16 protein-coding genes are annotated in these 24,824 nt (G+C 46.5%); 6 read left to right on the top strand and 10 right to left on the bottom strand.

The annotated features are described in order from the left end of the window. The 3 genes from OU793_RS00995 to OU793_RS01005 all read left to right on the top strand — a co-directional run bounded on the left by OU793_RS00995 (window position 1) and on the right by OU793_RS01005 (window position 5,932). Window positions 1–1,920, top strand: a complete 1,920-nt coding sequence (locus OU793_RS00995; protein WP_005494033.1) for a beta-N-acetylhexosaminidase — start codon at window positions 1–3, stop codon at window positions 1,918–1,920. Between the two features lie 84 nt (window positions 1,921–2,004). Continuing rightward, a complete protein-coding gene (locus OU793_RS01000; RefSeq protein ID WP_024702440.1) occupies window positions 2,005–4,413 on the top strand; it encodes a N,N'-diacetylchitobiose phosphorylase in 2,409 nt (802 codons plus the stop codon). 106 nt (window positions 4,414–4,519) lie between these two features. Continuing rightward, window positions 4,520–5,932: a phosphoglucomutase/phosphomannomutase family protein gene (locus OU793_RS01005; protein ID WP_140103388.1), complete on the top strand. Its 1,413-nt coding sequence runs from the start codon at window positions 4,520–4,522 to the stop codon at window positions 5,930–5,932. Window positions 5,933–6,086: 154 nt separating this feature from the next. On the opposite strand, the gene OU793_RS01010 is transcribed toward OU793_RS01005, so the two are convergent. The 10 genes from OU793_RS01010 to hrpB form a co-directional block, all read right to left on the bottom strand. Continuing rightward, entirely contained in the window at window positions 6,087–7,118 is a 1,032-nt protein-coding gene (locus tag OU793_RS01010; protein WP_005461276.1) for an ABC transporter ATP-binding protein, read from the bottom strand. Continuing rightward, on the bottom strand, window positions 7,118–8,743 hold the full coding sequence (locus tag OU793_RS01015) for an iron ABC transporter permease (protein WP_024699414.1): 1,626 nt from the start codon (window positions 8,741–8,743) through the stop codon (window positions 7,118–7,120). Before OU793_RS01015 ends, OU793_RS01010 begins: the two co-directional genes overlap by 1 nt. Window positions 8,744–8,842: 99 nt before the next feature. Continuing rightward, complete coding sequence (locus OU793_RS01020; protein WP_005479089.1) at window positions 8,843–9,856, bottom strand: Fe(3+) ABC transporter substrate-binding protein; 1,014 nt, start codon at window positions 9,854–9,856, stop codon at window positions 8,843–8,845. Between the two features lie 151 nt (window positions 9,857–10,007). Beyond that, window positions 10,008–11,237, bottom strand: a complete 1,230-nt coding sequence (locus OU793_RS01025) for an ammonium transporter (protein ID WP_005490371.1) — start codon at window positions 11,235–11,237, stop codon at window positions 10,008–10,010. A gap of 26 nt (window positions 11,238–11,263) precedes the next feature. Next, on the bottom strand, window positions 11,264–11,602 hold the full coding sequence (locus OU793_RS01030) for a P-II family nitrogen regulator (RefSeq protein ID WP_005386570.1): 339 nt from the start codon (window positions 11,600–11,602) through the stop codon (window positions 11,264–11,266). 171 nt (window positions 11,603–11,773) lie between these two features. Next, entirely contained in the window at window positions 11,774–12,142 is a 369-nt protein-coding gene (locus OU793_RS01035) for a YacL family protein (RefSeq protein WP_020835406.1), read from the bottom strand. 98 nt (window positions 12,143–12,240) lie between these two features. Further along, complete coding sequence (acnB, locus tag OU793_RS01040; protein ID WP_140057985.1) at window positions 12,241–14,838, bottom strand: bifunctional aconitate hydratase 2/2-methylisocitrate dehydratase; 2,598 nt, start codon at window positions 14,836–14,838, stop codon at window positions 12,241–12,243. 268 nt (window positions 14,839–15,106) lie between these two features. Then, on the bottom strand, window positions 15,107–17,422 hold the full coding sequence (locus OU793_RS01045; RefSeq protein ID WP_017447692.1) for a patatin-like phospholipase family protein: 2,316 nt from the start codon (window positions 17,420–17,422) through the stop codon (window positions 15,107–15,109). Between the two features lie 87 nt (window positions 17,423–17,509). Next, window positions 17,510–19,882, bottom strand: a complete 2,373-nt coding sequence (gene mrcB / locus OU793_RS01050) for a penicillin-binding protein 1B (protein ID WP_005494015.1) — start codon at window positions 19,880–19,882, stop codon at window positions 17,510–17,512. Continuing rightward, window positions 19,875–22,343 carry an ATP-dependent helicase HrpB gene (gene hrpB / locus OU793_RS01055; protein WP_140103387.1) on the bottom strand — a complete coding sequence of 823 codons (2,469 nt, stop codon included), beginning with the start codon at window positions 22,341–22,343 and terminating at the stop codon, window positions 19,875–19,877. Before hrpB ends, mrcB begins: the two co-directional genes overlap by 8 nt. Before the next feature lie 66 nt (window positions 22,344–22,409). On the opposite strand from hrpB, the gene sfsA reads away from it, so the two are divergent. From sfsA to gluQRS, 3 genes are all read left to right on the top strand, one after another. Continuing rightward, on the top strand, window positions 22,410–23,126 hold the full coding sequence (sfsA, locus tag OU793_RS01060) for a DNA/RNA nuclease SfsA (RefSeq protein ID WP_017447689.1): 717 nt from the start codon (window positions 22,410–22,412) through the stop codon (window positions 23,124–23,126). Between the two features lie 136 nt (window positions 23,127–23,262). Next, window positions 23,263–23,709: an RNA polymerase-binding protein DksA gene (dksA, locus tag OU793_RS01065; RefSeq protein WP_005490361.1), complete on the top strand. Its 447-nt coding sequence runs from the start codon at window positions 23,263–23,265 to the stop codon at window positions 23,707–23,709. A gap of 192 nt (window positions 23,710–23,901) precedes the next feature. Beyond that, window positions 23,902–24,786, top strand: coding sequence for a tRNA glutamyl-Q(34) synthetase GluQRS (gene gluQRS, locus OU793_RS01070; RefSeq protein ID WP_021450009.1), 885 nt, complete (start codon window positions 23,902–23,904; stop codon window positions 24,784–24,786). Window positions 24,787–24,824 lie beyond the last annotated feature (38 nt).

Consider the following 24,824-nt stretch of genomic DNA (forward strand, 5'->3'; position numbering starts at 1 on the left):
ATGGAATATCGTGTTGATCTCGTCGTCCTATCAGAACAAAAGCAAAACTGCCGTTTCGGACTGACTTTCCATAACTTGAGCGATCAAGATCTCCACAATTGGAGCCTGATTTTTGCTTTTGATCGCTACATTCTGCCGGATAGTATTTCGAATGGTCAGCTCAAGCAAATTGGCAGCTACTGCACCCTCAAACCAGAAGGGTTGGTGCTGGCAGCTAACCATCATTTTTACTGCGAGTTCAGTATTGGTTCGAACCCATTCCGTTACTATTCTGATGGATTCAATGAAGCCTTGGTCAACTTTGAAGTCAACGGCAACCTTCAGCGAGCTCAAGTCGATGTCACGCCGATCGTATTGGCTTCACCGTACCGTGAACGTAGTGAGATCCCTTCCAGCTTGACGCATGCGCAGCCTTTATTGCCAAAACCAAACCATATAGAAGTCAGCGATCACTGCTTTAGCTTTAATCATCAAGCTGGCGTTGCGGTTTATTCAAACCTAGCCAATTCAGCTAAAGAGTGGTTACTTGAAGAGCTTAAGCGCATTCATCAATTTGAGTTCGCATCAGACAATGGCAGTCAGATCATCTTCAAAGGCAACCCAACCTTGGATGAAGGCGCTTACAAACTGAAGGTAGCAGAAGAGTCGATCAAAATTGAAGCAGGCTCTTCGTCTGGTTTTACCCATGCTTGTGCAACGTTATTGCAACTGATCAAAGTTGGCGATCAACCAGCCTCAATGGAAGTGGTTTGCTGTTCAATCAAAGACCGACCACGTTTTCGTTACCGCGGTATGATGCTAGATTGTGCTCGCCATTTTCACTCCGTTGAGCAAGTCAAACGTTTGATCAACCAGTTGGCTCACTACAAGTTCAATACATTCCATTGGCACCTTACCGATGATGAAGGTTGGCGAATTGAGATCAAATCATTGCCTCAACTAACCGATATTGGCGCATGGCGTGGGTTGGATGAAACCAATGAGCCACAGTACACGCACCTTGCTGAGCGTTACGGCGGTTTTTACACTCAAGAAGACATCAAAGACGTGGTTGCCTTTGCTTCGAAACGAGGCATCACTGTTATCCCTGAAATCGATGTACCAGGCCACTGCCGAGCTGCCATCAAGTCGTTACCACACCTATTGGTAGAAGCTGAAGACACCACCGAATACCGCAGCATTCAGCATTACAACGACAACGTCATTAACCCAGCTCTGCCGGGGAGCTACGAGTTTATCGATAAAGTGTTGGAAGAAGTCTCCGCGTTGTTCCCTGCCCCTTATGTTCATATCGGTGCGGATGAAGTACCTAACGGCGTATGGTCAAAAAGCCCAGCGTGCCAAGCACTAATGGAACAACTGGGTTACAGCGACTACAAAGAGTTACAAGGGCACTTCTTGCGTCATGCCGAAGACAAACTGCGCAAACTTGGCAAGCGCATGCTGGGTTGGGAAGAAGCACAGCATGGCGACAAAGTCAGCAAAGACACAGTGATCTATTCGTGGTTAAGCGAAGAAGCGGCGTTGAACTGCGCGCGCCAAGGTTTTGATGTGGTGCTACAACCAGCGCAAACCACCTACCTAGATATGACCCAAGATTACGCACCAGAAGAACCGGGCGTGGATTGGGCTAACCCGTTGCCGCTAGAAAAAGCTTACAACTATGAACCACTCGCTGAAGTGCCAGCCGACGATCCAATACGTAAACGCATTTGGGGCATTCAAACCGCATTGTGGTGCGAAATCATCAACAACCAGTCTCGTATGGACTACATGGTCTTCCCGCGCTTAACCGCAATGGCAGAAGCATGTTGGACAGACAAACAACACCGAGACTGGACCGACTATTTATCACGTTTGAAAGGACACCTACCGCTGCTTGATTTGCAGGGAGTGAATTACCGTAAACCGTGGAAGTAATACAGAGCTGATGTAGAAGCATCACGCTTGAAGAGTTTTTAAATTTTGGCTGCAGACGCAGCTTTGTAAAAAGGAAAGACACAAATGAAATACGGCTATTTCGATAACGAGAATCGTGAATACGTCATTACTCGCCCTGATGTACCTGCTCCTTGGACCAACTACCTAGGTACAGAAAAATTCTGTACCGTTATCTCGCATAACGCAGGTGGCTATTCGTTCTACAACTCTCCAGAATACAACCGTGTTACTAAGTTCCGTCCAAATGCGACATTCGATCGCCCAGGACACTACGTTTACCTACGTGATGATGAGACGGGAGATTACTGGTCAATCTCTTGGCAACCAGTTGCCAAGAGCCTAGACGAAGCGAACTACGAAGTTCGTCATGGTTTGTCGTACTCTAAATTCAAGTGTGAATACAGCGGCATTAGCGCAACCAAAACGCTCTTTGTACCAAAAGGCGAAGATGCAGAAATTTGGGATGTGGTCATCAAGAACACCTCTGACAAACCGCGTACGATCAGCGCATTCTCATTTGTTGAGTTCTCGTTCAGCCACATTCAATCTGATAACCAAAACCACCAGATGTCTCTCTACTCTGCTGGTACGTCATACAACGAAGGCGTGATTGAATACGACCTGTACTACAACACTAACGATTTCGAAGGCTTCTACTACCTAGCGTCAACGTTTGATCCAGATTCATACGACGGTCAACGTGATAGCTTCCTAGGTCTATACCGCGACGAAGCAAACCCACTAGCAGTAGAACAAGGTAAGTGTTTTAACACCGCACAAACGTGTTACAACCACTGTGGCTCTCTGCACAAGCAATTTACTATCCAACCAGGTGAAGAAGTTCGCTTTGCTTACATTCTGGGTATCGGTAAAGGCAACGGTGAGCGTCTGCGTGCTAAGTACCAAGACCTTGCAGAAGTCGACAATGCATTTGCTGACATCAAAGCACACTGGGATGAGCGTTGTGGCAAGTTCCAAGTGAAATCGCCAAACGAAGGCCTAGACACCATGATCAATGCTTGGACGCTATACCAAGCAGAAACATGTGTGGTTTGGTCTCGCTTTGCTTCGTTCATCGAAGTCGGTGGCCGTACTGGTCTTGGTTACCGCGATACGGCGCAAGATGCAATTTCCGTTCCTCACGCGAACCCGAAAATGACTCGTAAGCGCATCGTTGATCTACTGCGTGGTCAAGTAAAAGCGGGTTACGGCCTACACCTATTCGATCCTGATTGGTTCGATCCTGAAAAAGCAGATGTTAAGCCATCTAAATCTCCAACGGTTGTTCCTACTCCGTCCGATGAAGACAAGATCCACGGTATTGAAGACACTTGCTCTGATGATCACTTATGGCTAGTACCAACCATCTGTAAATACGTGATGGAAACCGGTGAGCACAGCTTCTTCGACGAAGTGATTCCTTACGCGGATGGCGGTGATGCAACCGTGTATGACCACATGAAAGCTGCGCTAGACTTCTCAGCTGAATACGTGGGTCAAACGGGCATCTGTAAAGGTCTACGTGCCGACTGGAACGACTGTCTAAACCTAGGTGGCGGCGAGTCTTCAATGGTGTCTTTCCTACACTTCTGGGCGCTACAAGAGTTCATCGACCTTGCAAAATACCTAGGCAAAGAAGCTGACGTTGAGAAATACACCGAGATGGCAGCAAACGTGCGTGAAGCGTGTGAAACACACCTTTGGGACGAAGAAGGCGGCTGGTACATTCGTGGTCTAACGAAAAACGGCGACAAGATTGGTACAGCGCAACAAAAAGAAGGTCGTGTGCACCTTGAGTCAAACACTCTTGCGGTGCTGTCTGGTGCGGTATCTCAAGAGCGCGGTGAAAAGGCAATGGACGCAGTCGACGAGAATCTATTCTCTGAATACGGCCTACATCTGAACTCACCATCATTCGCAACACCAAATGATGATATCGGCTTTGTAACCCGCGTTTACCAAGGCGTAAAAGAAAACGGTGCGATCTTCTCACATCCAAACCCATGGGCTTGGGTTGCTGAAGCAAAATTGGGGCGTGGTGACCGTGCGATGAAGTTCTATGATGCTCTCAACCCATACAACCAAAACGACATCATCGAAAAACGTATCGCAGAACCGTACTCCTACGTGCAGTTCATTATGGGTCGAGACCACCAAGATCACGGTCGTGCAAACCACCCATGGCTAACTGGCACATCTGGTTGGGCTTACTTCGCAGTGACCAACTTTATCCTTGGTGTGCGCACAGGTTTTGATGGTCTAACTATCGATCCATGTATTCCAACTAACTGGCCTGGATTTGAAGTCACTCGTCAGTGGCTAGGCGCGACTTACAACATCAAAGTTGTTAACCCTGATTCAGTCAGCAAAGGCGTGAAATCTATCACTCTGAACGGCGAAGCTATCACTGGCGCATCAGTACCAGTTCAAGCGGAAGGCTCCGTGAACGAAGTGATCGTAACACTAGGTTAATCGCTGAAAAATTCCCCAATGCACTTTTGCTCTTTAGCTTGTGCATTGGGTTCGCTAGCAAAATTTTAAGGTGCGGTGTATTGCCGCCCTTATTGAGGTTCGAATCATGATCAAATTTGGTACAGGCGGTTGGCGCGCATTCATCGGTGAAGAATTCACTAAAGATAATGTTCGTTTGGTTGCTCAGGCAGTAGCAAACATCACTAACAGAGAATCAGTGGCAGATCGTGGCTTTATCATTGGCTATGACCGACGTTTTCTGTCTGATAAAGCGGGCCGTTGGTTTGCCGAAGTTTTAGCGGCAAATGGCATTGTAGTTAGCTTTATCGATAAGTTTGTTCCAACACCAATCGTGATGTTCAAAGCAAAAGAGATGGGCTGTGCTTACTCGGCGTGCATCACCGCATCGCATAACCCTGCAGATTACAATGGCATCAAAGTCTTCATTGAAGGTGGTCGTGATGCAGATGAAATCATTACCGAGAAAATTGAAACTCAAATTTCCACACTTACCGTACAAGATGTGAAAAGTGTCGATTTTGATCAAGCGGTTGAAGACAAGTTGATTGAAATCATCAACCCGATGAACGAGTTTGTTGATTCAATCATCGACTTTATCGACATTGAAGCAATCAAAAAAGCCAACCTTCGTGTGCTGATTGACCCGATGTTTGGTGTCGCGAAAAACGCACTACAAACCGTCCTAATCAACGGCCGCTGTGAAGTAGACGTGATCAACGACGGAAAAAACCCAGACTTCGGCGGTTTAATGCCTTCTCCAAGTGCTGCGACCCTGTACCGCTTGATGCACCTTGTCGAGCAAGAAGGCTACGACATCGGTATTGGTACTGACGGCGATGCAGACCGTCTTGGTATCATCGATGAGAAAGGCAACTTCATTCATCCAAATGAAGTGCTGATCCTGCTGTATTACTACCTATTGAAATACAAAGGTTGGAAAGGCTCAGTCGTACGTAACATCGCGACAACACATCTACTAGACAAAATCGCCGAAGATCACGGTGAGAAATGTTTTGAGGTTCCAGTTGGCTTCAAACACATCAGCTCGCAAATGGAAGCAGATGACTCACTGATTGGTGGAGAAAGCTCTGGTGGTTTAACTATTCGCGGTCATATCAAAGGTAAAGATGGTGTGTTCGCATCGAGCTTACTGGTTGAAATGATCTCGGTAACGGGCAAAAAGTTGTCTGAGCTACTGGATGAAATCTATGGCAAGTACGGCTACGCGTACATGGCAGAAGGTGATTGCAAATTCAAACCAGCGCAAAAAGAAGTCCTATTCAACAAGATATATGTTGAAAAACAACTGCCTGAGTTTGAGTTCGATATTGAAAAAGTCAGCTACGAAGATGGCGCGAAAGTCTACTTCAAAAACGGCGGTTGGATCATCGCGCGCTTCTCTGGTACTGAGCCATTACTACGTATTTTTGCAGAAATGCAAGATAAGGACACTGCGGAACGTGTTCTTCAACAGTTTAAAGACTTCTTGTCTCTATAACTGACCTTGTGCCTGCTTCGAGCACAATGATGAGAGCCGACGCTGTCTGGAAAAGGCGATCATCAACAGGAGAAGAGCACTTGCCCGGCATCACTGCCGGGCTTTTTTGTATCTATAAATCGAGAATGGATTCGCAATCCCGTATGCAGAGACATTAAGCGAACGCTAGCACGCCTTGAGTTTCGATCTTCACAGCAACACGCTCACCGATATGAAGCGGCTGTGATGCGATAGCCAGTAGACGATCACCATTAGCATCAATCACATAACGACAATGATCACCCATGAAGTGCTGCTCAAGCACAGTGACCGCACTGTCTTCATCCGACTGAATTTGGACATGTTGTGGTCGCAGTAGTAATGAACAAGCAGATTGCATTTGAATCTCTTGCTGTGCACTCGCCTCAACTACACCAATATGGGTTTCGTATTCCGTATCTGAAATGCGCGTTGCGGCTAGGTAGCTACCACCACCTAAGAAGTCTGCAACAAACTTGCTCGAAGGTTGGTAGTAGAGTTCTGAAGCCGTGCCGTATTGCTCAATAACACCGTGGTTCATCACCGCCATTTTGTCTGCAAACGCAAATGCTTCTTCACGACTGTGAGTCACGAAAATCGCTGTAACGCCTTGTGCCTTAAAAATCTTACGGATCTCGCTGATTAACTCGTGACGAACCTGAGTATCAATATTGGAAAACGGTTCATCCAAAAGCAGTAAATCAGGGCTGTAAGCCAGAGAACGGGCAATCGCAACGCGCTGTTGTTGTCCACCAGAAAGCTGATGTGGATAACGATCGGCGTAACCTTGAAGGTGCACGAGTTCTAGCATTTCATCAACTTTCGCGCGCTTTTCCTGTGCTGATTGATGCTTCAAGCCAAAGGCTATATTTTGCGCAACTGTCAGATGAGGAAATAGTGCATAATCTTGGAAGATCATTCCGATATTGCGCTCTTCTGGCGGCAACCAATTTTCACCATCATCAATCGTCTGACAATTTAAGCTCATTTGACCAGAAGTAAGAGGCAGCAAACCAGCAATCGCTTTCAACAAAGTCGTTTTGCCACAACCACTCGCCCCTAAAAGACAAACGATTTGCCCCTGTTCAACTTCAAGCGACAAAGACTCTAAAACGGTTTGAGCATCGTATTGGCAAGTTAGGTTTTTAATTGATAGTGCGCAGCTCATCAGTGATTTTGCTCCAGTGAACGGTTAACAACAACAAGCGGGATCAACCCAACAAGAACCAACAATACAGCAGGCAGAGCTGCCAATTCTAAATGCTCATCCGAGGCAAAGTTATATACGTATGTTGCCAGTGTTTCAAAATTGAATGGACGCAGAAGCAGAGAGGCATTGAGCTCTTTCATCGACTCAATAAACACCAACAATGCCGCAATCAGTGCACCACGTTTTACCAGTGGGAAGTGCACTCGCCACAGCATCGTATTAGGCGTACATCCCATCGTGCGTGACGCCATATCTAACGATGGAGAAATTTTATTTAGATTACTTTCGATACTACCAATCGCAACAGCAGAGAAACGCACCACCATCGCAAAGATCAACGCAAACATTGAGCCTGAGAAAATCAGCCCCGGTCTACCCCATTCCATCGCCTTCGCAATATCGTTTACGCGATAGTCCATAAACAGCACGGCAACCATCACGCCGATCGCCAATACCGTTCCAGGTACTGCGTAGCCCATTGAGGAAAGACGCATAAAAGCAAGGCTTTCACGTTTGCCATTGACTCGGTGAGTAAAGTTAACCACAAGAGCAACGGCCACGCCGATGATCGCAGCAATGACAGACACAACAAGACTGTTCCACGCGTACTCACGGAATTCTGGTGTCCAGCTTTGCTCAAAGTAAGTAATGGAGTAATCAATCAACTGAAGTAATGGCAAAATGAACGCCACAGCAACCAGCCCCCAACACCACACCAGTGCCGCCCATTTTTTCCAGCCACTTAACTCGTAACGAAAATCTTCATGGCTGTTAAATTGGCTTTGGAATAGTTTCTGCTTTCTGCGGCTATAGCGTTCTGTACTGAGTAGCAGCACAACAATCAACAGCATAATTGCGGAAATTTTAGCGGCCGCGTTAAGGTTAGAATAACCAAGCCACGTGTCGTAAACCGCTGTCGTTAATGTGTTAACGGCGAAATAGCTGACAGTGCCGAAGTCCCCAATGGTTTCCATCGCCACCAGCGACAAACCCACGGCAATAGAAGGTCGCACCAAAGGCATCGAAATACGCCAAAAGCTCTCCCAAGGTGAGCATTTCAGCAAGCGGGCACTTTGCAGCAGTGAAACATTCTGTTCCATAAACGCCGCGCGGCACAGTAGATACACGTAAGGGTATAACACCAGAGACAGGACAAAGGTCGCCCCCGGCAAGGTTCGAATATCAGGGAACCAATATTCGCCAGGTCCCCACCCGGTGACATCACGCAGGAATATTTGAATTGGGCCAGCAAAGTCGAACCAATCCGTAAATATGTAACCAATAATGTAACCCGGCATTGCCAATGGCAATACAAGCGCCCACTGTAACCACTTTTCCGTTGGCAACTTACACATTGCCATCAACCAAGCGCTTGGAATACCGAAAATAAGAGAGAGGCCCATAACCCCAATCGTTAAGACGACGGTGTTATAGATATAGGTTGGCATCACCGTCGACATCAAATGTGTAAACAGGTTATCCGTTTCACCAATTGCGGTGTAGAAGATCGCTAAGATCGGCAAAACCAGTAACAGAGTTATCGCTCCACTACTGGTTTTCCATAGAGAATGTCTATCTTTCATTGCCTAATTACTGCAAGGCTTTATGAAATACAAATGCTGGTGCAAATACATCTCATATCCTTTAATCAAATGGGGGTATAGTTATACCCCCACAAGGAATTAAAGGTCAAATTTCACTTCATCTAGTAGCTTAATCGCTGCTTCATGGTGAGAAGCGATATCATCTAGAGAAAGCGTGTCTGCTTTAAAGTCGCCCCAAGATTCCACAAGTTCAGAACGCTTAACGCCTTCTTTTACTGGGTACTCGTAGTTCACTTCTGCGTACATCTTCTGAGCGGTTTCGCCAGTCAAGAACTCCATAAGCTTAAGCGCGTTATCTCGGTTTGGAGCGTATTTCGCCATCGCCATACCAGAGATGTTCACGTGCGTGCCTGTTGTTTCTTGATTCGGGAAGTTAATGTAAACCGCATCAGCCCAAGCTTTTTGCTCTTTGTCGTTAACCATTTTGCCTAGGTAGTAGCTGTTACCCAAAGAAACATCACATAGACCTTCTTTAATCGCTTTTACTTGTGCACGGTCGTTACCTTGAGGTTTACGAGCAAGGTTCGCTTTTACGCCTTCCAACCATTCTTTCGTTTCTGCTTCGCCGTAGTGAGCGATCATCGAAGAAACAAGAGATACGTTGTATGGGTGCTTGCCGCTGCGAGTACAAATCTTACCTTTGTATTCTGGTTTGGCTAGATCAGCATAGTTAAAGTCCGCACCTAGTTTGCCAACACGGTCGCGAGAAGAGTAAACACTACGAGTACGTAGCGTAAGTGCAAACCACTCATTCTCTTTGTCTTGGTACTGAGCTGGTACATTTTCTTCAATGATCTTGCTATCAACTTTCTGAACTAGACCTTTGTTTGTCAGTTCTGCTAGACGGCTGATATCAGTAGTCAGGACAACGTCCGCTGGGCTGTATTCGCCTTCCTGAGCTAGTTTCTCTGCTAGACCTTCCTTCGCAAATTTAACGTTTACTTTGATGCCAGTTTCTTTAGTGAACTCGTTGAACATTGGTTCAACTAGAAAAGGTTGACGGTAAGAGTAGACGTTCACTTCTTCAGCTGCCATTGCTGTTGGAGCTAGAGTTGCGCAAGTCAGTGCTGAAAGAGTTAGCAGTTTTTTCATTGTTTAATCCTTTACCATGCTAATGATAACGTTTATCAGTTGCGTTATTATATGTATGTTCAATAAGAAAACAACGACCAAAATAAAAAAACCTGCTCATCGGAGCAGGTTTTTACATACCGAGAATGTAACTATTTATTACAAGGCATATTTACTTCACAGTTACGAATTCAGGGTAAGCACCAACACCACAATCGTGCATATCCATACCTTCCATTTCTTCCTCTTCCGTAACTCGAATACCAACCGTAGCTTTAAGAATCGCCCAAACCACTAGGCTTGCACCAAATACCCAAGCAAAGATCACTGCGGCACCAAGAAGCTGCGCACCAAACGTTGCTTCACCGTTGCTTAGAGGAACAACCATTAGACCGAAGAAACCACAAACACCGTGAACTGAAATTGCACCTACAGGATCGTCAATCTTCAGTTTATCGAGACCGATGATGCTAAATACCACTAGCGCACCCGATACCGCACCGATTGCTACAGCATACAAAGGTGATGGTGATAGTGGGTCTGCCGTGATAGCTACCAAACCAGCCAGCGCACCGTTAAGGATCATGGTTAAATCTGCTTTACCCCAAGTGGTTTTACACACAAACAATGCAGCAATCGATCCCGCAGCCGCAGCCGCGTTCGTGTTAAGGAAGATTTGACCAACCGCCGTTGCGTTTTCAAAGTCTGAAACCATCAATTGAGAACCGCCATTGAAGCCAAACCAGCCGAACCAAAGAATAAACGTACCCAGTGTTGCTAATGGCATGTTCGAGCCAGGAATTGGGTAGATTTCACCGTTTTTACCGTATTTACCTTTACGAGCACCAAGCAGTAACACGCCAGCTAGCGCCGCAGACGCACCTGCCATATGAACAATACCTGAACCCGCGAAGTCGCTAAAGCCAGCTTCAGATAGGAAGCCACCGCCCCATGTCCAGTAGCCTTCCATTGGGTAAATGAACGCGGTCAAAACAGCTGAGAACAGCAAGAATGACCAAAGCTTCATGCGCTCTGCAACGGCCCCCGAAACAACAGACATCGCTGTTGCAACAAATACCACTTGGAAGAAAAAGTCGGATTCAAGAGAATGGTCTGCGCCTTCACCCTGGGTACCAATCAACCCACCGAACGATGGTAGCCAACCGCCTTCTCCGTTATCGACGTACATAATGTTGTAACCAATAACAAGGTAAGTGGTACACGCTATCGCGTACAAACAAAAGTTTTTGGTTAGAATCTCAGTTGTGTTCTTAGAACGCACTAGACCCGCTTCTAACATGGCAAAACCTGCTGCCATCCACATTACCAACGCACCGGAAATGAGGAAGAAAAAGGTGTCGAGTGCGTAACGTAACTCGGTTACTGTTGTTGCTAATTCCATAATAGTGTCTCCAATCCCTTGAATACTTAAAGTGCTTCTGCGTCCATTTCACCCGTACGGATGCGCACCGCTTGGTTCAGGTCGTACACAAAAATCTTACCGTCGCCAATTTTTCCGGTCTGCGCCGCTTTTGTGATCGCCTCTACGACGCGATCAACATTGTCTGCATGTGTCGCAATTTCTATTTTGACCTTCGGTAGAAAGTCCACTTGGTATTCCGCGCCGCGGTACAACTCAGTGTGGCCCTTCTGGCGACCAAAGCCTTTCACCTCTGATACTGTCATCCCTTCGATACCGACATCAGCCAATGCTTCGCGAACATCGTCTAACTTAAACGGCTTAATAATGGCGTTGATTATTTTCATGCAATTCTCTCCGAAGCTTTCATCCTGAAACACTTCTAGTAATCCAATCTACGTGCCAAGTTTTTAAGCCATTGAAATAAATGTATTTATAGTAATTTACAGGTTTATAAACAAAAAAAACCTTTTTCACAAATATAAAGCAATCCCGATGGAATTACCCAAAACTGTGCATTAAATGTTCAAAAAGTCTTTCCATTGCTCAATCAGTGCAACAAAGTCTTCAATGCCGCAGCTTGCTGTACTCTCTGCATCATAGAAATCGAACTCACTTTCCATCTCTACATCGTAATCGTGCGATAGAGCGTTCTCCTGCACCAGAACTTCATCCCCTTGAATCATCAAGCTGATCTCAGTACCTGTTAAAGTATGCTCTTGAGAAGGAAGAGAAAACGCCTTATCAATTAAAGCTTCTACTTGAGCAATCTTCACTGGATCTTTTCCGATTTCTTCTTGTAACCAGCGCCCTACGATCTCATGCCCCATGCTGCATTTTACGTAGTACTCGCCCATCAACGTATTACGGATGAATTCAAATTCCATCGAGGTTGCCTTTTCGTATCAATTTGGTGCGGAGTATAACGAATTACGTCCATAAAAAAAGCACCTCAAGTGAGGTGCTTTTCGTCGTTTAGCTTTACTTATGCTGGCTCTTGGAAGATAACTTCATCAGCTTTCTTGGTGTACTGTTCCATTTTATGGAAGTTCAAGTAGCGGTAAGTATCTGTTGCCGTTGCGTCGATTTGCTTCGCGTATTCTAGGTATTCTTCTTTGGTTGGAATCTTACCTAGGATTGCACCTACTGCTGCTAACTCCGCAGAAGATAGGTAGACATTCGCGCCAGTACCTAGACGGTTCGGGAAGTTACGCGTAGACGTAGACATGACTGTCGATTTGTCAGCAACGCGTGCTTGGTTGCCCATACATAGTGAACATCCTGGAGTTTCAATACGAACCCCTGCACGTCCGAAGATGCCGTAGTAGCCTTCTTCTGTCAGTTGGTCTTTATCCATCTTCGTTGGTGGCGCTATCCAAAGGCGCGTCGCTAACTGACCATTGAACTTATCAAGCAATTTACCTGCAGCACGGAAGTGACCAATGTTCGTCATACAAGAACCGATGAACACTTCATCAATCGCAGTGCCTTGTACTTCAGATAGCAAACGAGCATCATCTGGATCGTTTGGTGCACACAGTACTGGCTCATGGATTTCGGCCATGTCGATTTCAATCACATGCGCGTATTCCGCATCTGAGTCCGCTGACATCAATTCAGGTTTCGCCAACCACTCTTCCATCGCAGTGATACGACGCTCGATTGTACGGCGGTCACCGTAGCCTTCCGAGATCATCCACTTAAGCATTACGATGTTCGAGTTTAGGTATTCTTCGATTGATTCTTGAGATAGCTTAACGGTACAACCCGCAGCAGAACGCTCAGCTGATGCATCAGACAGTTCGAATGCTTGCTCAACCGTTAGTGTTTCTAGACCTTCAATCTCAAGGATACGACCAGAGAATTCATTCACTTTACCGGCTTTTTCAACAGTCAGTAGACCTTGTTGAATCGCGTAGTAAGGGATGGCATGAACTAGGTCACGAAGTGTGATACCCGGTTGCATCTTGCCTTTAAAGCGAACCAAAATTGATTCAGGCATATCCAATGGCATAACGCCTGTTGCCGCTGCGAATGCAACCAGACCAGAACCAGCTGGGAATGAAATACCTAGCGGGAAACGAGTATGCGAGTCGCCACCAGTACCGACAGTATCTGGCAGTAGCATACGGTTTAGCCACGAGTGGATAATGCCATCGCCTGGACGTAGAGAAACACCGCCACGGTTCATGATGAAATCAGGAAGTGTATGGTGAGTATTCACGTCTACTGGTTTAGGGTACGCAGATGTGTGACAGAACGACTGCATAACTAGGTCTGCTGAGAAGCCAAGACACGCAAGGTCTTTAAGCTCATCACGCGTCATAGGACCCGTTGTATCTTGAGAACCTACGGTTGTCATCTTAGGCTCACAGTAAGTGCCCGGACGAACACCTGCTACACCACATGCTTTACCAACCATTTTCTGTGCAAGCGTGTAACCCTTGCCAGAATCAGCGACTTCACCAGGTTTACGGAATACATCAGAAGACTCAAGACCTAGAGCTTGGCGCGCTTTATCTGTTAAACCACGACCGATGATCAGTGGGATACGACCGCCAGCACGTACTTCATCAATCAGCACGTCTGTTTTTAGAGAAAACTCAGCAAGTACTTCACCTGTTTCGTGGTTACATACTTTGCCTTCGTATGGGTAAACGTCGATAACGTCGCCCATATTCAACTTCGTTACATCAACTTCGATAGGCAGCGCGCCCGCATCTTCCATTGTGTTGAAGAAGATAGGTGCAATTTTACCGCCAAGCACATAACCACCAGCGCGTTTGTTAGGTACGTAAGGGATATCATCGCCCATGAACCATAGCACTGAGTTAGTTGCAGATTTACGAGAAGAACCAGTACCAACAACATCACCAACATACACTAGCTGGTGACCTTTTGATTTTAGCTCTTCGATTTGTTTGATTGGACCGATGGTGCCTGGCTGGTCAGGGTTAATACCCTCACGTTCGTTTTTCAGCATCGCAAGCGCGTGTACTGGAATATCAGGGCGAGACCATGCATCAGGAGCTGGAGAAAGATCATCCGTGTTCGTTTCACCTGTCACTTTAAAGACAGTCAGCGTGATTTTTTCTTCAAGCTTAGGCTTAGATAGGAACCATTCAGCATCCGCCCAAGATTGAAGCACTTTTTGTGCATGAGCATTGCCTGCTTTCGCTTTCTCTTCTACATCATAGAAAGCATCAAACATCAGTAGCGTATGAGACAGAGCTTTCACAGCGATTTCAGCCAAGGCTTCATCGTCTAGTAGTTCAACTAACGGTGCAATGTTGTAACCGCCTTGCATTGTACCCAGTAGCTCAGCCGCTTTTTCTCGGCTTACAAGCGGTGAAGACACTTCACCTTTTGCTACTGCAGTCAGGAAACCAGCTTTAACATAAGCAGCTTCATCTACACCTGGTGGAATACGGTTTTCTAGTAGGTCAAGAATGAACTCTTCTTCACCTTGCGGGGGATTTTTCAGAAGTTCTACAAGTCCAGCAACTTGTTCTGCGTCTAGCGGTTTAGGAACAACTCCTTCGGCAGCACGCTCTTCGACGTGTTTACGGTAGGCTTCAAGCACGACTTTTTCCTCTCATTGCGGTTCCTCCTCTATTATTACTATTGTTAAAGTAAAGGAGTGAACATCCTTGGAAACTTGGCTCTCCATTGCCCTTGTTTTCATTCAATTCTGATTGAGAAACAGCGCCGTAGAGGCCAAACTGTGGGCAAAAGAATAGCAAATTTAACCTTAAATTAAAATCTTATCATTTTGACCAACATAGCAACTTACGACTAAAGTCCTGCTAATTTTGACCAAATATGCCAAGGTTTTGCTTTCTACAGCCCAATTATTTAAACGACGTTCCTACGATCAAATACACAGCTTCCATATCCTGCTCCGTACGACCGTATGCCAACATAATAGGTCCAATTGGCGAGTCCACACCAAAGAAAATTGATGCAGCGTTATACAATGGTGCTTCATTCAATTTCAGATCGTTGTCTGACCATGTACCGCCATGTTCTAGCGACGCGCCTACATAAACTGGCGCTTCAAACAATCCAAAATCATTGTCGAACCATTTGTAGCGATATACCAAACTGCTGAAGAATAAGTTTTGCCCTATCAAGCTGTTTCTCGGTATGCCTGACAAATGCAAAAAGCCCCCTAACTCACGAGGGTCCAGCGTTATCGACGAGTTTTTACTTTGCACAAAGCTGTATTCTGCTTGTCCGACTAAAGTATGACGCTGATAGCTCATTGCCCCCTTAAATCGAGCGTCAATTTCATACACTGTATCTTCCACAATATCTTTAGGCTTGGACTGACCTATCTCTTCAGGGCTGGTATCGTGAGAAACCAAATATTCTAGGTCTACCAACAAACCTCGCGTAGGAAAAGCAAAATCATCGAGGGTGTCTAAGCGGTAATTGGCAAACAAGCCTCTTCGCTCAAAATCTAGATTACCTACAGACGCCAATGTCGATAACTCAATGCTACCCGAAGAGTATCGACCGCCCAATCTCAACTCTTGCCACAACGTAGGCTGAATGCCAATCGCTATCTCGGAAACAAACTCGGTATAAGACACTGGCAAAAAATCGTTCACCGAACTTAAACTCGAGTCATCATCACTGACTGGCAAGTTTCGCCCTTCACTGCTGTACGCCACCTTACCAGCAACAAAAAACTCTTGGCTCGACAGGACCGGAGAATACAGCTCCGCCTCAATAAGCTTATCTGTGCCCATCTCAACGTTGAGTGCCATTTCAGCACCGTGAGAGTTTAAGTTGGTAAAGTTAGTCGACATCCCTATGCCGTATTGGCTGTCGGTATCAAAGTCATCTTCGAGGAAGAAACGGAAGTTAAGGTAGTTTGGCCCCCAAGATTTTTCGTTAACGTCAAACACCAATAAATTCGAACCATCGACTTCTTCAAAGTGATAAGTAATTAACTCAAATCGGTCCAATGCATAGAGGTTTTCTACCGCTTTTTCGATTTCAGCCGTTTCGATTTTACGGCCAGTTTCCAGTTCCAAACGGTTGGTCAACAAAACATCGCTATAGTGGGTATTGTTTACAATCACAATCTCATCCACTACGCGATCGTCACCATAAACGAGCTTTTTGCGAACTTCCTGCTTATGGTCGATGTACTTTTGATACTCCGCGTTTGATAAACGCAGTCCCGCTAGCTTCGACTCCATTTCTCTGGTGATGTCATAGCCAGATTGAAAAGCCCAAGGCATTTTGTCGAACTCGACGGTTTCCATTTGGCCGACATTGGGACGAATGTAAACATCCTGTTCTTGTAGGGTTTCGACTTGCTGCTGGGTACTGCGACGCACCAGATAGTTGGAGAGTTGGTCTGCAACGGTAAACAGCCCAGTAAAATCATCTTCGGTTTTGTAGTCGGTACTGATGTCTACCGCGATAACCACATCCGCGCCCATCGCACGCGCAACATCCACTGGCATGTTGTTGACCACGCCACCGTCAACAAGCATGTGGCCATTTAACTTATACGGAGGGAGTGCGCCGGGTACAGACATACTGGCCATCATGGCATCAACTAAATAACCGTTGCCGATCACCACTTCGTCCAGTTCTAAAATATCTGTCGCAACGGAACGGTAAGGAATGGCAAGCTCATCAAAGGAGTCAAAACGTCCGAGGTTGCCTGTGGTCTCGCGCAACACACGCAACATGTTTTGCCCTTGAACCACACCAGTTGGAGCACGAACCTCGCCGAACCGCAAACCAAGGTCGGTCGTGATTTGATAGCGGTCTTCATATTCTTTGTCACGAACACGACGCTGACTGCGATCGACGCGATCACGATAACCACTGTTCCAATCAACAGAATAGATAAAACTTTCGATTTCATCGGCGCTCATGCCTGTCGCGTACAAGCCGCCAACATAAGCTCCCATGCTTGTCCCTGTGATGATATCGACAGGAATGTGCATTTCTTCTAGCGCCTTGAGGACACCAATGTGGGCAGCACCTTTTGCGCCGCCACCAGCGAGAACAACCGCGACTTTAGGACGAGTCGGAGTATCCTCATTTTTGACTTGAGCAACAGAAGGAGTGGCTATCAAAAACAAACTTACCCACAACGCGAAATAGCGCGACATCGGGCTTGATGACAGCGTTTTGAACATCCACTTCTTCCTTTACTGAATACTTGATCACTAATATGTACTAAGAATTGACCAGTGAAACAAGTCCATGTTGTTGATTTGGAGATCCTACCAATCAAACAAACTATTCAACCAGTTAGATTTTTTCTCACACTGTTGTTTGATTTGACCCGTTTTATCCCATACTGGAAGTTTGTAATCGCTGCGGCAATTCATCTCTAAACCACCGTTGGAGGTCGGCTTAAAGCCAAGCGTCGTCACTTCTTTAGGCCAAGGCAACTCCAAACGCTCAGGAATTCGCTGCGCCAAGTATTCCGCGTAAACACGCAATGCACCGCTTGAGCCCGTAAGGTTGATTGGCTTGTTATCATCACGGCCTAGCCAAATGGTCGTCACTTCACGACCATCAATCCCGACAAACCAGCTATCACGAGTATCGTTACTGGTGCCCGTTTTACCCGCTAACGCAGCCCAAGCGAATTGGCTTTGAAGGTAGCGGCCCGTACCTTGTGCGACACCTTGTTTCATCGCGTAAGTCGTTAGCCAAGCCGCTTGTTCGTCAACCGCGCGAGAGGAGCGAGGCAACGATTGATAAAGCACGTTACCGTCCATATCGATGACGGAACGAAGCGCGGTCAACTTAGCACGTTTACCCGAGTTAGTCAGTGTTTGGTACATTTGCGCCACTTCAAATGGCGTCAATGAAAACGAGCCCAAGAACATAGAAGGCACAGGACGAATCTCATCTTTGTTGACGCCTAAGCGTTCAAGTGTGCCAGATACTTCAGGAATACCAAGCTCCATCCCCAACCTTACCGTTGGTACATTCAATGACTTCGCAAGCGCAAGGTAAAGTGGCACATCACCACGATATTTACGGTCGTAGTTACGCGGAGTCCATACCGAGCCTTTGCTACCTTTCAAACTTAGAGGCGTGTCGTGCAGCGTCGTCCCCAAATTGTATTTGTCTGGCTGTTCAAGCGCGGTCAGGTAAATTGCCGGCTTGACCAACGAACCAATTGGACGACTAGCATTAAGCGCACGGTTAAAGCCTTCATAACCCACGCGTTTACCACCAACCATGGCACGAATTTCACCACTGTGGCGATCAACAGCCACGGCAGCAGCTTCGAGTTCTTTGCCGCCTCGCTTAGCTAAATCCGGTATTTTCTTCGCGATAGCCTGCTCCATTTTACTTTGAGAGACAGGATCGAGAGACGTAAACACGCGCAGACCAGTTTCAGCCTTGAAGCGATCACCGACCTTCTCTTTCAGCTCGATATTCAATTGCTGGAAGTATGCAGGCTGACGGCTCGCAATACGTGGTTTGCTTTGTGTATCAAGAGGTCGACTCACAGCTTGTTCATATTGCTGCGATGTGAGCATGTTTTGTTGCATCAGCAATCGAAGCACCAAGTCTCGACGCTCTTTAGTGCGCTCAGGATAGCGAACAGGATTGTAATACGACGGTCCTTTCACCATGCCCACCAGCATCGCAAGTTGATCAATTCGCAACTCTTGGATTGGCTGCCCAAAGTAGTAGCGTGATGCTAAGCCAAAACCGTGGATCGCTTCGCCGCCGCTTTGGCCCAAATATACTTCATTGAGGTAGGCTTCTAAAATGCGGTCTTTGCTGTAACGGTAATCAAGAATAAGCGCAATATAAGCTTCGCGCACCTTACGCCACAGTGTTTTATCACGGGTTAGAAATAAGTTTTTCGCTAGCTGCTGCGTTAAGGTACTGCCACCTTGCACGGTGCGACCCGCTTTGATGTTCGCCACTAAAGCACGGGCAATAGCCAATGGTGAAACACCATCATGCTGATAGAAGTCTCGGTCTTCTGTCGCCAACAAGGCATCAACTAAAATTTCAGGGAATTGGTCACGACGTAAGAACAGACGTTGCTCATCACGATCTTTTTCAAGCATCCCCAGCATCTTTGGCTCAAGGCGCAAGTAGCCTAGATCGCCTTTTGACTCTAAAGATTGAATACGCTGTAAACCACTGTCTGAGAAGTGCAGCATGACGTGGCGATCCGGTTCTGGGCCATCAGCAAATTCAAAAGGACGGCGAATCAGTTCAACACGAGTCGAAGAAGAAGAATACTCACCAGGATAACGAGGCTGACTTACCTTGCGGTAGTTCAGTACATCTAATTCGTTGCGAAGCTCTTGAATGGTGATGTTTTCACCTGGATTGAGGTTCAAAATGCGCGCGTACACAACGGTAGGCAATTCGAATAGCTGCCCATCAAAGCGTTCTTTAACCACACTATCTAGGTAAATACCAACAAACAGCAACACCGCGGCAAGAGCAACGCCGGCTTTCCAGCTAAAAGACCACAACACTTTGAGCCAAGAACGTTTCTCGTTGGTTGGCTTTTTACTCGGCGTGCGACGAGGGCGTTTTGTGGTGCCTTTGCTGGCTGTACTTTTCTTCGCAGGCGCTTTCTTAGCGCTTGGCTTCTTACTGTCAGTCATTATTCAATTGTCTTTTCGTTTTCGTTGTCGCTACGTGGTTTGCCGGGTCATCTGGCCAAACGTGTTTTGGGTAGCGCCCTTTCATCTCTTTTTGAACGTCTTTGTAGCTTCCATTCCAGAAAGCCGCCAAGTCTGACGTCACTTGCAATGGACGTTGCGCGGGAGAAAGTAGTTCAAGCACCAAACGCTTGCGGCCAATGGCCACCGTTGGCGACGTACTTTCCCCAAACACTTCTTGCATTCGCACTGACAATACGGGCTCATGCCCATGTTGATAACGAATGCGCTTTTTAGTCCCAGTCGGTAACTGATAATGTTCTGGCAACCATTCATCCAAGTGTTGATTGAGTGGCCAGCCTAATCGAGCATTAAGCGCTTCGACCAAGTTTATCTTGCTCAGATCTTTCACCGAAGCGACCGACGTCATGTACGGTTCTAACCATTCGTCTAATGAATCCAACAAACTGGCTTCATCAAACATTGGCCATGCTTGCTCAGGTAACCAATCCACCGCACAGCGAATACGTTCAAGCAGGCTTTCCGCTGCCGGCGTCCAGTTTAGACTGCTTACGCCCTGACGGCGGACATAAGTGAGTAAAGCTTGTGTCATTTTTTCTTTACCCGGATTAGGTAATGACACCCTTTCAATCACCAATTGACCGAGTTTTCGTTGTTTCTCGGCCACTAAACGCCCTTTCTTTTCATCCCAATCCACTACTTCTTCAGTAGAAAATAGTGAATCAAAAGTCGTTTGCAATATATTGACGTCCAATTCACACGCTAAATGTATTTGGCTCGAATTGGAATGAGACCGCATCAGATCAATCGCGACCAAGTACTCACAGCCGCCTAACATATCGTCAGGACGACATTCTGCACCATGACCATTCGCTAGTGCAAAACGACCAAATTGATTGGCGCGTTGCTGAGCGATCCTGTCGGGAAACGCCAAGCTCAACACCAACGGCAATGCATCTTCATCCACTTCTCGAAGGCTAAACGTGGTATCGAGTTTATGCGCAAGAGATTGTGCGCGCTTCAATAACAACGATTTTTTCGGATGAGAACCGGACAACCAACGATGCAAGCTATGTGCGATATTCGTTACATTACGCTCTGGCTCTTCAATTAGGGCGACCGCCGCCAAAGCGACATTTACCATCTTATCGCTGTGGGATTGCGATTTAATTAACATCGCTGCCGCGCGAGGTTCTACGCCCAAGTCATGAGCCTGCTTTCCTTCCGCAGTCAGTTGTCCTTGCTCGGTAATAAGCCCTAATGAAAACAACAACTGCTTAGCTTGTTGCAGCGCGGCAGCAGAAGGAATATCGAGCCATTTTAGCTCATGAATATCGGTCGTCCCCCAAAACGCCAGCTCCATTACCAAGCTCGCAAGATCGGAATGCAAAATCTCAGGTTGTGGCACTTGTGGCTGTTGCTTGAGTTGGCTTTCTGAATAGAGGCGAACGCAAATCCCCTCTTCAATTCGCCCAGCACGACCAGCTCGCTGGATGGCTGACGATTGAGCAATACGCGTTTGCTCCAATCGTGTAAGGCCATTTTTCAAGTCAAAACGCGCAACGCGCTCCAAACCAGAATCCACCACAAGGCGAATGCCTTCAATTGTCAGAGAGGTTTCCGCAATGTTGGTTGCCAATACGACTTTGCGCTTACCTTTTTCTGCAGGAGAGATGGCTTTCTGTTGCTCAGTAAAGCTTAACTGACCATACAACGGGCATACTTCAACATCGTCCGGTAAGTGCGATAAACGCTCTTGCACTTGCTTAATGGCCGCCACACCGGGAAGAAACGCAAGCAGAGAGCCTGACTCTTTATTCATCAAACTCTCTATATTTTTTGCCATTACCGTTGAAAGATGATCGTTGGCAGTAAGCGGAACATAGCGAGTTTCCACAGCAAAGCTGCGCCCTTCTGATTCAATATAACAAGCTTCCGGCAGTAAAGATTGCAACGCTTCTTGATCCAACGTTGCCGACATCACCACCAGCTTAAGATCGTCTCGCAATGCTTCTTGAACTTCCAAGCTAAGCGCCAAAGCCGTATCGGCATGAATACTGCGTTCATGGAACTCATCAAAAATCAGCAAATCGACACCATCTAGCTCAGGGTCATTTTGGATCATGCGAGTCATGACCCCTTCAGTCACAATTTCTAACTGAGTAGAAGCACTTACCTTTGTCTCGCCACGAACGCGATACCCCACTCGCTGGCCAACTTGCTCGCCCAGTTGCTCGGCCAAATATCTCGCGATATTGCGCGCGGCTAATCGTCTTGGTTCAAGCATGATGACTTTCCCAGTCACCACTTGGTTCTGGATAAGTTGTAAAGGGAAGTACGTCGATTTACCCGCACCAGGCGCGGCTTTTAAAATAACCTGATGTTGATGTTTGACCGCCGTAAGTAGCTGGGGCATCACGGCTTCAATCGGCAATTGTGACAAAGGAAATACCTTGTGGTGTAATGGTGGCAACATTGTACATAAAAACATTCCCGTCTAAATAAGCAAATGCAATTCAAACCCGCTTTAGAGTCAGCCACTCTACTTAAACGCTACAAACGCTTCCTTGCTGATATCGAATTTGATAATGGTGAGCTGCGCACCATCCACTGTGCGAACACCGGTGCGATGACAGGTTGCGCGACACCCGGTAATAAAGTTTGGTTTTCAACGTCCGACAACCCAAAACGCAAATACCCCAACAGCTGGGAGCTAAGTGAAACCGCGCAAGGGCATCGTATTTGTATCAATACTGCCCGCGCCAACCAATTAGCCGTTGAGGCTATTGAAAATAATGTCATTTCAGAGCTTTGCGGATATGACACACTTCAAACTGAAGTGAAATATGGCAATGAAAATAGTCGAATTGATATCTTGCTCAGCGCAAGCGACAAGCCAAAGTGCTATATAGAAGTGAAAAGCGTCACCCTTCTTGATGAGACAGGCTCAGCTGGACAAGGATACTTCCCAGATGCCGTCACGACTCGTGGTCAAAAGCACCTGAGAGAGCTCACAGAAATGGCACAAAATGGAAGTAGAGCCATACTTTTATTCACTGTTTTACATTCAGGTATTGAAAAAGTATCCGCGGCACACCATATAGACGCGAAATATTCACTATTACTCAAACAAGCACAAGACGCCGGAGTAGAAGTTCTCTGCTATAAAGCCGAACTGAGCAATACTGAAATGAAGCTAATTTCCGCTATTGATTTTATCAATTAAGAGAAAAAATGATGTCGTCTTCACATTGACGACAACTTTGCGATTCAGTGTTTGCTTGCACCGCCTCTTTTTGCTATAGATACCCGCCTTAAATTGACTGCGTAGCAGTTGACTAGGTGTAAGTAGGAGATGCTGTATGCCAGAAGCAAAGAAGAAAACGATCGGCATCCTAGCCATTGCCGGCGTGGAGCCATATCAGGAGAAGCCTGGTGAAGAATACATGTCACCAGCGCAGGTTGAACACTTTACGAAAATCTTAACAGCTTGGCGTGACCAACTACGAGCTGAAGTAGATCGTACCGTTCACCACATGCAGGACGAAGCAGCAAACTTCCCAGATCCAGTTGACCGCGCCTCTCAAGAGGAAGAGTTCAGCCTAGAACTGCGTAATCGTGACCGTGAGCGCCGTTTGATCAAGAAGATTGAAAAAACATTAGACAAAATCAAAGAAGATGATTTTGGTTTCTGTGAGTCTTGTGGCGTTGAGATTGGCGTTCGTCGCCTTGAAGCACGTCCAACTGCAGACCTTTGTATTGACTGTAAAACACTTGCAGAAATCAAAGAGAAGCAGATGCAAGGTTAATCACCACGCATTTGATTACTGAAGGGAGCTAAGGCTCCCTTTTTGTTTTGGCTAATATCAGTCCCGTAAGCGCTCAGAACCACAAACACTCACCACAGGCAAAACGCTATTGCCACTTCGTGTTTACAAAACCTAGCTGAAGCGTTACTTACGATGACTAAACTGTACATCTAATAAGTTCGAGATACACCCATGGCACGCTACGTAGGTCGATTTGCCCCATCCCCTTCTGGCCCATTACACTTTGGCTCATTGATTGCTGCGCTTGGCAGTTATTTTCAAGCCAAAGCAAACAACGGAATTTGGTTAGTACGCATTGAAGATCTTGATCCACCAAGAGAAATGCCCGGCGCTTCGCAACTGATTCTAGAAGCGCTTAAAGCTTACCAGTTGCATTGGGATGGAGAAGTGGTGTATCAAAGCGAGCGTCATGACCTTTACCAAGCACAGATCGACGCTTGGCTCGACAACGGTGACGCCTATTATTGCCAATGCACTCGCAAGCAAATTAAAGAGCACGGTGGCTTTTATCCGGGAACTTGCCGAGATAAAAACTTGAAAGAAGGCGCGATTCGCCTAAAAATGACCAAACCCGTCGCCCGCTTCCTCGATCAGAAACATGGAATGATTGAGATTCCAGAGCAATTGGTTAATGAAGATTTCATTATTAAACGTCGAGATGGATTATTTGCTTATAATCTTGCGGTAGTATTGGACGACATCGACCAAGGGGTTACTGAAGTGGTTCGAGGTGCAGACCTGATTGAACCAACAGGACGCCAAATCAGTTTGTACCAAATCCTTGGACAACCTGAAGTTAGCTACTTGCATTTACCATTGGCGATGGATGACAACGGCAACAAATTGTCGAAACAAAATCACGCGACAGCTATTGATATCGAAAACCCTAAGCCAGCTTTATTGCATGCCATGACGTTTTTAGGCTTTGATGTGCCTGAAGAAATAAAAGCCGCCAGCATGAACGAAATTCTTCGTTGGGGCTGCGAAAATTGGCGCTTAGAACAACTGCCATCAGAGATCGAGATCACACCGCGATTCTCAAATGGCACTGTGTAGGCTATCATTAGCCGCAAAATCAGCCCTAGAGGCGCAGA

This window comes from Vibrio sp. VP6 (genome assembly GCF_028823755.1).
Taxonomy (GTDB): Bacteria; Pseudomonadota; Gammaproteobacteria; order Enterobacterales; family Vibrionaceae; genus Vibrio; species Vibrio parahaemolyticus.

Bases quoted from the DNA above. Each gene is read 5' to 3' on its own strand.
- sfsA (WP_017447689.1), top strand. From the start codon at position 22,410: ATGCAATTCAAACCCGCTTTAGAGTCAGCCACTCTACTTAAACGCTAC.
- OU793_RS01045 (WP_017447692.1), bottom strand. From the start codon at position 17,422: ATGTTCAAAACGCTGTCATCAAGCCCGATGTCGCGCTATTTCGCGTTG.
- gluQRS (WP_021450009.1), top strand. From the start codon at position 23,902: ATGGCACGCTACGTAGGTCGATTTGCCCCATCCCCTTCTGGCCCATTA.
- OU793_RS01015 (WP_024699414.1), bottom strand. From the start codon at position 8,743: ATGAAAGATAGACATTCTCTATGGAAAACCAGTAGTGGAGCGATAACT.
- OU793_RS01020 (WP_005479089.1), bottom strand. From the start codon at position 9,856: ATGAAAAAACTGCTAACTCTTTCAGCACTGACTTGCGCAACTCTAGCT.
- OU793_RS01000 (WP_024702440.1), top strand. From the start codon at position 2,005: ATGAAATACGGCTATTTCGATAACGAGAATCGTGAATACGTCATTACT.
- OU793_RS00995 (WP_005494033.1), top strand. From the start codon at position 1: ATGGAATATCGTGTTGATCTCGTCGTCCTATCAGAACAAAAGCAAAAC.
- mrcB (WP_005494015.1), bottom strand. From the start codon at position 19,882: ATGACTGACAGTAAGAAGCCAAGCGCTAAGAAAGCGCCTGCGAAGAAA.
- OU793_RS01005 (WP_140103388.1), top strand. From the start codon at position 4,520: ATGATCAAATTTGGTACAGGCGGTTGGCGCGCATTCATCGGTGAAGAA.
- OU793_RS01010 (WP_005461276.1), bottom strand. From the start codon at position 7,118: ATGAGCTGCGCACTATCAATTAAAAACCTAACTTGCCAATACGATGCT.
- dksA (WP_005490361.1), top strand. From the start codon at position 23,263: ATGCCAGAAGCAAAGAAGAAAACGATCGGCATCCTAGCCATTGCCGGC.
- OU793_RS01025 (WP_005490371.1), bottom strand. From the start codon at position 11,237: ATGGAATTAGCAACAACAGTAACCGAGTTACGTTACGCACTCGACACC.
- OU793_RS01035 (WP_020835406.1), bottom strand. From the start codon at position 12,142: ATGGAATTTGAATTCATCCGTAATACGTTGATGGGCGAGTACTACGTA.
- OU793_RS01030 (WP_005386570.1), bottom strand. From the start codon at position 11,602: ATGAAAATAATCAACGCCATTATTAAGCCGTTTAAGTTAGACGATGTT.